Below are 10298 nucleotides of genomic sequence, written 5' to 3' on the forward strand. Positions count from 1 at the left end.
AGCTCATTACGCAAGGTGTTGCTGGTAATCGGAACAGGCTGTATCTCGCCGCCGCAGTCGCATTCCGGACAATAATCCGCTACCTTTGGCTTTTCCGGTATCGTCAGACTTTTCCATTCGGTAAATGACGCCGGATTCTGCCGGTTGCCGTTGCAAATGGCCTGCACCCGCAGCCGGTAGGTTTTCCCAAAATCTATATCAGGGAACTTAACCTGTGCATCATTAATCGAATAAGCGGTATGATAGCCGCTCTCGGGATTTTCTACTTCGATGTTGAATGAGGTATGATTGAGTTCGGCGTTAAGATGATGTACAAACACAGTATTCCCTTGCATTTGAATAGAAAAGCAAACGCTTGCAACTAAAAATACTATGTTTATGAATTTTCTCATTATTTTATTGAAAGTACTTTTTAAATCCGCGCCAGCTAGTATTTTTATACTGGTTATCAATTAATTATATTCATAATGCCATTTCTGATACACGTCCCCAATATTTTCTCTTACAATCTCCCACTGCCATTTCCAAAACATATCCGTAACTGGTGAATAATCCATAAAGTTACGAGTTGTGCCCTTCATTATAATAGGAATAGGGAGTAGCCAATTTTCATTATCTATCTTTTGCTGGTGGCAATTCCAAATACTCCTTGTTATCCATTATCCATTGATGCAATTTGAATACTTTTTCTATAATTCCTTTATTCTGTCCATCTTTTAATGGGTCATAATCTTTGATTTTCTCAGATGATGGAGCTATATACTCTTCAATATCTTTTATGGTCAATCTCAACCCCCTAGGCAGATTCTCTATGTAATTCATTGCTCTGCAAATAAATACAAATGCTTTAGGATCGGGGATTCCTCCTTCTACCTTAAAAGAACTCACCTCATTCCATACATAGTTTATTTCTAACCATCTTAGAAAAGCTTCCTTTGTCCCTAAATATTGATAATTTATCTCTTCATCATTTTCAAAAATCTCATCTATATATTTTTGAACGCCCAGTTTTGCTAAAGCATAGGTGCAAGCCTTCTGTAAATTCGTTCTTTTAAAATTCCATTCCCACTCACTCCAGCGCCCGAACATGGACGCATAATAATCTTTTTCTAAGATAGCTTCTAACGCGGGAATAAATTGTTTGTCTCCGGAACTCCCTATTTCATACAAATCTCCATCATTTCCAAGAGGAGGGTATTTTTCATATTCTTGTATTTCTTCATCAATTCGTTGCTGAAGGATGCTATCTAATAACAGCTGTTCTATTTCTTCATTCTCTATTCTTTCATTCTTCATTATATTTCTTACATCAATTTCTATGGATTTCCCATGTGAAGTATTAACAATTGCCTCTGCAAGAACTCTCCATGCATCTATATCCTCTGATGTTTTTCGATTCTCCAGAATATTTAATAGACGTAGTTTTGCTTTTTCTGAATAGTTATCAACATACCCCCAATAAGAAAAACTGATCGTGTACATATAATATCTTTTATCTAAATGTATTTCGATGATTCTACTTTGTATATCTTTATTATTTCTTTTATCATAAAATCTAGATAATAGTCTTCTGCCTAATTGATATAAATTAGCATACTCTTTTTGGTCATAAAGCGTTATAACATAGTCTAATACCATATTTTGTTCATCGAGAGAAAGATTATAAAACTTCCAATAATCCTTTTCCGGTACTTCTACCGATTCATACAAATATTGTTTTACGGCATACTTGGTTTTTAGTTCATCTATAGAACTAATAAAAAACATATAATCCTTTTTTTCTTGTGCTGTGATGTTAATTGTAAACAACAAAATAACTACATTGAAAAAGATTCGTCTCATGCTATTTTTCTTTAGTATCATCATTTTCTTTTTTTTCTTTTACATTTTTCCTTATCGTATCCCATTGCCATTTCCAAAACATATCCGTAACTGGTGAATAATCCATAAAGTTACGGGATGTACCCTTCATTATAACAGGAACAGGTTTCCCATTTAGGTTCGTCTCATAAAATGGATGTAATAGCCCGAATAGATGTCCTAGTTCGTGAGTATAAGTAGTATAATCGTTCGATCCGTTGTTTAATATTATGCAATAGTTTTCGAATCCGCTATTTGGATTGGTATAACCGGATGTTCGGTAATTACCAACCATTTCCATATTCCTGTTTACGATTACAATTATAGTTTTATCCATCTTACTCTGCCAATTTTTAAATTGTTCACTACTGCTAAATATCTCATGAATTAATCCTATTTCAATATTAGACCTTGCTCTATCTTTAATTTCCCCCATTTCATTAAACATATAGTTTAATGGTATGCTCTCCCTTTCTTTCAAGTAGTTTTCAACAATGCTATCAGGTATCACAAGTTCGTCTGACTTGCCACCAGCAAACTTCACAAACATCTGGTTATAAGAACGGCTATTCAAGAATCCTATCGCTTCGTTCAGCAATACCTGAGCTGATTTGGAGTTGTTCAATTTTCTATCATCGCCCAAATATACCTTTATTAAATTGATTTGTTCACTTTTATCAACATCCGAACAATAAACAACCAGCTTACCTACAACATTTCTGTTTACATCCAAAACGGTAATACTGTCGGGTGAGGCATACGATCCCGCTCTAGTCCGCCGTATTTGCAGGTCTATCTTGTTATTCCTCCCACTCTGCAAATTCTCCGTGTAAATCTCATAAACCTGACCACCATTGACCGATACACCACTCGTTGCCGTAAAAGTATAGGCAGCAGGTTTTTCAGCCTTTTTGTCCTTTTCTATATTCTTCAACATATCCCAATACTCCTTACTGACCATTGTTGAGGCATGTATAGTATATTGATTATCCGTATTAATACTCATATACGGTATGGCATATTCTATAAATTCTTTTGTCGATTTCTTTATTTTTAAAGTATCGTAAGTTGTTCTTAGTTCTGTCTTTTCATAATTATCGAAACCATACTCTCCCTTATAATTATCACCTCTCGTAAAATAAACCGGTTCAGGGTCTAATATGATGATTTGCAATTCAATATCAGGCACTCCAAGCACTTGAATAAAACCATCCTTTTCACATTTCTTATCGCCGAAACCTCCTACAGGTTCTTCAACTTTTGCACGTTCAAACGGAACGGTATAGGTCTTTATCGTCATACTGTAATTTCCCTCTCGTTCAAATGGTATCTTTAATTCTTTCTGCTCTGAATATTTTACATCATCAACGTCCCATGAATACGGTTTCGTCATGAACCCTTCGTGATTTTCCCCCGTTTTCATTACATACTTTGCTCTATCTGGAGAAAGATCCAAAAGTGATAACTTACTTATATGCTTTATCGTTATCGGTAAATCTCCCCAGATTTTCTTTACGGCTGCGGTGTCTTGATTATCAGTCTCCTTAACTTCTACATACTCCCTTGCTATTTTAAATTTGTACTCTCCAGGAGGTAAAATTACCGTTTCTTTATTTTCATAAAGTCTATCATAGTTACCTTTTTTTGTATTCCCTTTATTATCCTGATATACAGTAACTTCTTCTATTGCCACATAAACATTTATATCTCCATCTCCTATTTTCGTTTTGCTATAATTAATCTCCTCAATCTGTACTTCGCCCTCTTCCCCCATTCTCACCTCATACTCATTCCCCGCAGCATCAGTTACCACCACAGGCAACTCACCCACCTTCACCTCATGTTCATTCCCATCTTCATCTGTCAGTATCAGAATATAATAGGGATTTATTTCGTCTTTTTGGGGGTCTATAAACCGGACTTTTACGGGGATATTGGGGTCCAGCGTAAAATCAAGTTCATCGTTTTCTTTATCTGTGCTATCATCCGCCAACCCATCCCCATACTCTCTCGCAGCATCCACATCCAACAAAAACTGCGGATTATAAACACTCTTGGAGTTCATAGAAAGTATCTGGTTATCGGTATTAACCGTTAAATTCCAATAGTCGCAAAGGATTTTCACGTTCCACACTTCCGCCCAAAAAAGGAACCGACCTTTGTAGGCGCCGTCGCCCTGCGCTATAACCGATTTAATTGTGTACCGGCTGCCACCGTCGTAGGGGTCGGTGAGTAAATCACCTGCTTTCAGCTCATCGCGCAAGGTGTTGCTGGTAACCGGAACAGGCTGTATCTCGCCGCCGCAGTCGCATTCCGGACAATAATCCGCTACCTTTGGCTTTTCCGGTATCGTCAGACTTTTCCATTCGGTAAATGGCGCCGGATTCTGCCGGTTGCCGTTGCAAATGGCCTGCACCCGCAGCCGGTAGGTTTTCCCGAAGTCAATATCGGGAAATCTAACTTGTGCATCGTTAGTCGAATAAGCGGTATGATAGCCGCTTTCCGGATTTTCTACTTCGATGTTGAATGAGGTATGATTGAGTTCGGCGTTAAGATGATGTACAAACACAGTATTCCCTTGCGCTTGAATAGAAAAACAAACGCTTGCAACTAAAAATACTATGTTTATGAATTTTCTCATTATTTTATTGAAAGTACTTTTTAAATCCGCGCCAGCTAGTATTTTTATACTGGTTATCAATTAATTATATTCATAATGCCATTTCTGATACACTACCGGAACATGGATAATATGAGGAGTAGGCGGTGCATTTAATTTTATAACTTATTCATTAACAGTTGGTATATAGTCAAACGGCATATTTACCATCCAGTATTGTTCTTCGGCTTTCAGTTGCTTAATTAATCTTTCGGCTGCTTCTATCACAAGAGGCTTGCGTTTTCGCATTTGTTGTATATAATCTTCCGGTGTCTTATAAGAAATGGCATATGCGGTCGTTTCTATTTTGTGATAACGAAACAAATCTTTGAGAGTGCCGTAGATAAGGTCATCTAAAGGCTTAGGAGCTCCTCCTGATATATATTGGTAACTCTTATGAACATCCAGAAGTTCTACTAATTTTTTTATGTAATATGCATTATTTGCCCTATTTAAAAAAATAAATAGACTGTAAGCCGAATAATTCGCTGTTTCCCCACCCGATTTTACAACATCTGTTATAATCTTATCAAATATGCTTTGTGTTTCGGTATCATTCATCATCAGTAAACAACTAAAAATTACATCGTTAAAAGTCACAGGTTTATTATGGCGATACCATATATTTTTAATAATTTTATATGACTCGGGATAAACGATTCTTGCATGTAAATACAATGCATCTTCTGGAGGTAATATTTTCTCTTGATTTCTTAATAAATCATCTTTATAATTTTCTATATCCCTTAATATTGCTTCGTTATAATAAAAATTTAACAATACGGGATTAGGGCAAATTGAATCATAGTTCAATTTGCATACACGTATAATGTAATCTTTTGTCAAAGCATTATTCTGTTCTTCACTAAAATCTTGCAAATATCTTTTAAAATCATTGATTTTATTATCTATACCCACTCCTTTATCCAGCCATTTTAGTAAATAATCTTTCATTTCCTGATCATAATACAGAGACTTATAGTCTAATGCATCATCAAATCGTCTCTGATAATAATCATACACTTCAATGGGTTCTTCTTGTTGAAAATGAACCAACAATGAGTCATTCGTTATAATAACCCGTTGAGCAATTATATCATTTATTGCTACTGTAAATAATACTGTAATTAAAATATGCTTCTGTTTCATTTTATCTGTTTTTCTGATTAATCAACTGTATCTTAAACCATCGTTTTCTTTGCAGGTCATAATCCATAAAATTATCCCCTTTGTTTTTGGTACCACCTTTTTTAGAATTAATAATAGGTATCACATCATTATCATTAAATGTATGTGGCAATCCTAACCAATGCCCCAATTCGTGGGCTATTATCTCTTCACTAGTTTCAATTGATGAAGAACTTTTAACACTATATCCACCCATCCATCCAACATAATGTGCTCCTCCTAACTTTTCTGTAGTCGAAATATTTATATCCAGTCCAGTTATAAAGTAATAGTCATGCAAATTATTTGTATATTTAGAAGGTATCCTTTCTTTAAATATTTTATCAGTTAATGTGTTCATTATTGTGTCCACTTGTGCTTTATGACCACTAAAATATGATTTATCCAAGTTTACAACAGCATGTATAGAATCAACGGTGTTTTTTACAAATAATTGATTCAACGATTGAGTGTTTAGATAATCTTGAAGGGTTGTTGGTTCTACATAATTTGGATAGTTTGACTCGTCTTTGAACTTTACATATATCAAGGTTATAACTTTAGGTGTTGCATCTGCCGAATAATATTCCAATTGTCCAATAGTCTCTCTTGTCGATTGTATTAGCACATCTATGAACGAAGACTCTATGATACTTCCATTAATTGCTTTTAATGATTTAATTCTCAAACCTGTTGACTTTAATTGGTTTAAAGCAATCTGATTTAATACAATAGAGTCATTTTGTCCATTAAGTGCAACTATTCCAGCCATTCTTGATTTTATGACCACACGAAAAGTAGAATCTTTCTCAATTTTACTATCAAAGTCTTTTACATCAACTTTTATCAGAATTTCCTGCTTTACAGGAATGCCTAATACTGGTACATAATGGGTATCTTTCCCCACTTTTATCGTATCGTAGTAAGTTATACTTTCTAATATTTCTTGTTCCTCAAACCCTTTATCAAAGAAATAAGAACCATTATAATTTCTTCCCATATCAAATTTCACGATGGGAGCATGATACGTTTCTATCTTTAGTTTTGCAATTTCTTTATTGGTTGCTTTATCTTTCACAATCAGTTCATTGCTTCCATTCAATGCCGATTGGGTTATTGAGATTTCAACATAATGGATGATTGTCGTTGTCGTATCATTTCTTACCGAATCTTTTTGTAAAGAAATACTATAAGTTTCAGAGCCAATAGTCTTTTTCTTTTTTACAGAAATATCCAGTTTATCCCAATTGATAGTATCCGATTCATTTGCCGGATGCAATTCTATTCGTAAACCCTTATTGGTATAAATTGTTGTGTAGGTTTGATTATCTTCGTAAGAATCTGCATTAATTTTGAATTTTATTGCTTTTTCAGAAGCATTAGAGGCAGAAGAGCTTACCTCCTCAATCTGTACTTCGCCCTCTTCCCCCATTCTCACCTCATACTCATTCCCCGCAGCATCAGTTACCACCACAGGCAACTCACCCACCTTCACCTCATGTTCATTCCCATCTTCATCTGTCAGTATCAGAATATAATAGGGATTTATTTCGTCTTTTTTGGGGTCTATAAACCGGACTTTTACGAGGATATTGGGGTCTAGCGTAAAATCAAGTTCATCATTTTCTTTATCTGTGCTATCATCCGCCAACCCATCCACATACTCTCTCGCAGCATCCACATCCAACAAAAACTGCGGATTATACACACTCTTGGAGTTCATCGAAAGTATCTGGTTGTCGGTATTAACCGTTAAATTCCAATAGTCGCAAAGGATTTTTACGTTCCACACTTCCGCCCAAAAAAGGAACCGACCTTTGTAGGCGCCGTCGCCCTGCGGTATAACCGATTTAATTGTGTACCGGCTGCCACCATCGTAGGGGTCGGTGAGTAAATCACCTGCTTTCAGCTCATTACGCAAGGTGTTGCTGGTAACTGGAACGGGCTGAACTTCCCCGCCACAGTCGCATTCGGGACAATAATCCGCTACCTTTGGCTTTTCCGGTATCGTCAGACTTTTCCATTCGGTAAATGGCGCCGGATTCTGCCGGTTGCCGTTGCAAATGGCCTGCACCCGCAGCCGGTAGGTTTTCCCGAAGTCAATATCGGGAAATCTAACTTGTGCATCGTTAGTCGAATAAGCGGTATGATAGCCGCTCTCCGGATTTTCGACTTCGACGTTGAATGAGGTATGATTGAGTTCGGCTTTAAGATGCTGCACATACACAGTATTCCCTTGCGCTTGAATAGAAAAGCAAACGCTTGCAACTAAAAATACTATGTTTATATATTTTCTCATTTTCTCAAAAGATACTTAATTAACTGCTCTAAATTTGAAAAATATTAATCTTCATTTCACTCTATTATGTCATATTTATTTTTATGTTGTTTCACCCATTTTCTTGCTATATCCAAATCTTCTTTGCTATATGATATATCCTCTTTTTGTTGTATTGGAAATTTTTTAATTAACATTGTTAGAAGATGTAATGCTCTATTTGCACAAAGTCCCTCGACTGGCTCTTCCATCCATCCCTCATAATAAGGTGTTTCTTTTTGGTTAGAATATAAATCTTTAAATAAAAGCTCCACAATAACTTTTTGTCTAACATAAAGAAATACTTTTTCATTCAATAGCCTATCTTCGATGTACATATTTTGTAAAGAATCTCTAACTATATTAATATTTTGTTTGCTACCTAATCGAGCGAGAATTAAATTTAATTTATACTTGTTTTCGTTATATTTCGTATTTTGTAACTGCCTTTCAAAAATAGGTATCATCTGTTTTTGATAAAGTTTGCTTGATAAATAGGCATAATCAAGAGAATATCTATCATTTCTTTGAGTTCTTTCGTTTATTATATTTATTACTTCTTTATCAAATAAATCATTGTCAAACAGCATAAGAAAATCTATAGATTTAGAACAAGAATAAGATAACTCTATTGAATCGACACATGCACAAGCATTTAATAAACACAATATCATTTCCTTTTTAAAAATAACATCTTTTGATTGCATCCCATATTCAAAATAACTTTCATATATGCAATCTTGAACTGTTGGATTTGGCGTAGCTTCATATTGTTTCAATAAAGGAATTAAACTATCGGATAAATTTTCCGCATTCATTTCTCGAATTAAACTGAATGGCCTATAATCGTCCTTGATTATTCGTTGAATAACCTGTTCAAATCTTTCAGTAAAACAAGTATCTGCACTTTGTGCAAAACAAACTGTGTTGAAGAAAATAAGGCAAAAAAACAAGAATGTCTTCATGTGAATTATAGTTTAAAAATTAACGAACTATTTTGTCCCATTGATATTTACGTAACTTATCTCTTGACCAGCCACCATCCCATTCCATAAGGTTGTTTATATCTTTGGGAGTCCAATTGCTAGTAGGCGCATACCTATATGGATAACCAATATGTAATTCTTGTTTATCCCAAGGATGTCGTAACCCAAATGTTCCATGACCAACTTCATGAGCTGCTGTTGCACTAATATTAGAAGGGGATGATCCTCCAACTTTTTTGGGAAAAAAGAATCCAAAAGATTGATTAAACAGCATAATACCATTGGTATTAGAATTATTAGGGTAATCTACAATGAATAAATTGTACAAGTTTGGTACTACAATTTTGCAACTATCAACGATTCTTTTCATCTCGTCTAAATATGCTGTATTCGATACTCTAATATCTATCATACCATTTTTATTAAAATCATAATTAATAGTCCGAGTATAAATAGAAGGATCAACTACAAATTCAACAACCGCATATTTATATCTATCTGTCAATGCGGCTTGTATATTGGCGATGGCAACAATTGTCGTGATAATATCTGTATTATTTGCTTGTGTATCACAAATTTTATTAGGCCCTGCTACAATCACACTATCCCTTTCAATGGAACGATACATCACATAATCATCTCCACTTGGAGTAGTATCTAAAAATTTATTATTCCCCCATGATACAACAGGGGTTGTTGCCAGCATTGTTGTATCTCCGTAATTGACGTTTTGGATGTCGTCATTGCTTTCGTTAACTGTTATTATCGCCACTTTTTTGGTAACCAAATCATAACCTTTGATTTTTACTTGGATTGTATCATTTAGGAAAAAACTAACTTTCGCAAATAATGCAGCATCGCCAACATTAACATTACTCTTAACCTCAATAGTTTGTTGATTTGCATTCAATAGCTTTGGACGAACATCATAATTAGTCGAATCTGATAACATTAAAGTAATGCTTTTTTCTGCACCTATAGGCGATATTTTTATTCGGAGTTTATCATAACTGCCATCACTTCTAACAGATTTCCATTTTATGCCAGATATTGGCAATGTATTCTTATATGAAGAATATAAATCTTCCTTGGGAGTATCATTTTCATCAAATCCCCACTTCTGTGAAGGATCTTCCTCAAATTCCACACTTACTACCACAATCTTACATTGCAAGGTATCACTTCGTAAACTGTCGTTATAAATTGTGCTAATAGCTGTGCCATTAATATTGGCCGACACAACATTCGGCGTAAAATAAACTTTTGCCGAGTCTGCGCTTGTTACCCCTTTCCATACAGAACCATTCCT

The 10298-nt window shown here is 35.1% G+C and carries 7 protein-coding genes; all 7 read right to left on the reverse strand.

Features of this window, described 5'->3' with window-relative positions; genetic code table 11:
* Positions 1–392, reverse strand: a 392-nt coding sequence (locus ACYPWY_RS14810) for a hypothetical protein (RefSeq protein ID WP_459686323.1), incomplete at its 3' end; no start/stop codon positions are given.
* 220 nt (positions 393–612) lie between these two features.
* The gene (locus ACYPWY_RS14815) at positions 613–1866 is read right to left on the reverse strand and encodes a hypothetical protein (RefSeq protein WP_459686324.1); all 1254 of its coding nucleotides are present in this window, start codon (positions 1864–1866) and stop codon (positions 613–615) included.
* Positions 1844–4501, reverse strand: a complete 2658-nt coding sequence (locus tag ACYPWY_RS14820) for a zinc metalloprotease (RefSeq protein ID WP_459686325.1) — start codon at positions 4499–4501, stop codon at positions 1844–1846. Before ACYPWY_RS14820 ends, ACYPWY_RS14815 begins: the two co-directional genes overlap by 23 nt.
* Before the next feature lie 144 nt (positions 4502–4645).
* Complete coding sequence (locus tag ACYPWY_RS14825; RefSeq protein ID WP_459686326.1) at positions 4646–5668, reverse strand: hypothetical protein; 1023 nt, start codon at positions 5666–5668, stop codon at positions 4646–4648.
* Position 5669: 1 nt separating this feature from the next.
* On the reverse strand, positions 5670–7985 hold the full coding sequence (locus tag ACYPWY_RS14830; RefSeq protein ID WP_459686327.1) for a hypothetical protein: 2316 nt from the start codon (positions 7983–7985) through the stop codon (positions 5670–5672).
* A gap of 56 nt (positions 7986–8041) precedes the next feature.
* A complete protein-coding gene (locus ACYPWY_RS14835) occupies positions 8042–8968 on the reverse strand; it encodes a hypothetical protein (RefSeq protein ID WP_459686328.1) in 927 nt (308 codons plus the stop codon).
* 19 nt (positions 8969–8987) lie between these two features.
* Positions 8988–10298, reverse strand: a 1311-nt coding sequence (locus tag ACYPWY_RS14840) for a zinc metalloprotease (RefSeq protein WP_459686329.1), incomplete at its 5' end; no start/stop codon positions are given.

It is taken from the genome of Viscerimonas tarda, assembly GCF_054601255.1.

Coding starts and splice junctions, on each gene's coding strand:
- ACYPWY_RS14825 (WP_459686326.1), bottom strand. CDS start 5,668: ATGAAACAGAAGCATATTTTAATTACAGTATTATTTACAGTAGCAATA.
- ACYPWY_RS14815 (WP_459686324.1), bottom strand. CDS start 1,866: ATGATGATACTAAAGAAAAATAGCATGAGACGAATCTTTTTCAATGTA.
- ACYPWY_RS14835 (WP_459686328.1), bottom strand. CDS start 8,968: ATGAAGACATTCTTGTTTTTTTGCCTTATTTTCTTCAACACAGTTTGT.
- ACYPWY_RS14820 (WP_459686325.1), bottom strand. CDS start 4,501: ATGAGAAAATTCATAAACATAGTATTTTTAGTTGCAAGCGTTTGTTTT.
- ACYPWY_RS14830 (WP_459686327.1), bottom strand. CDS start 7,985: ATGAGAAAATATATAAACATAGTATTTTTAGTTGCAAGCGTTTGCTTT.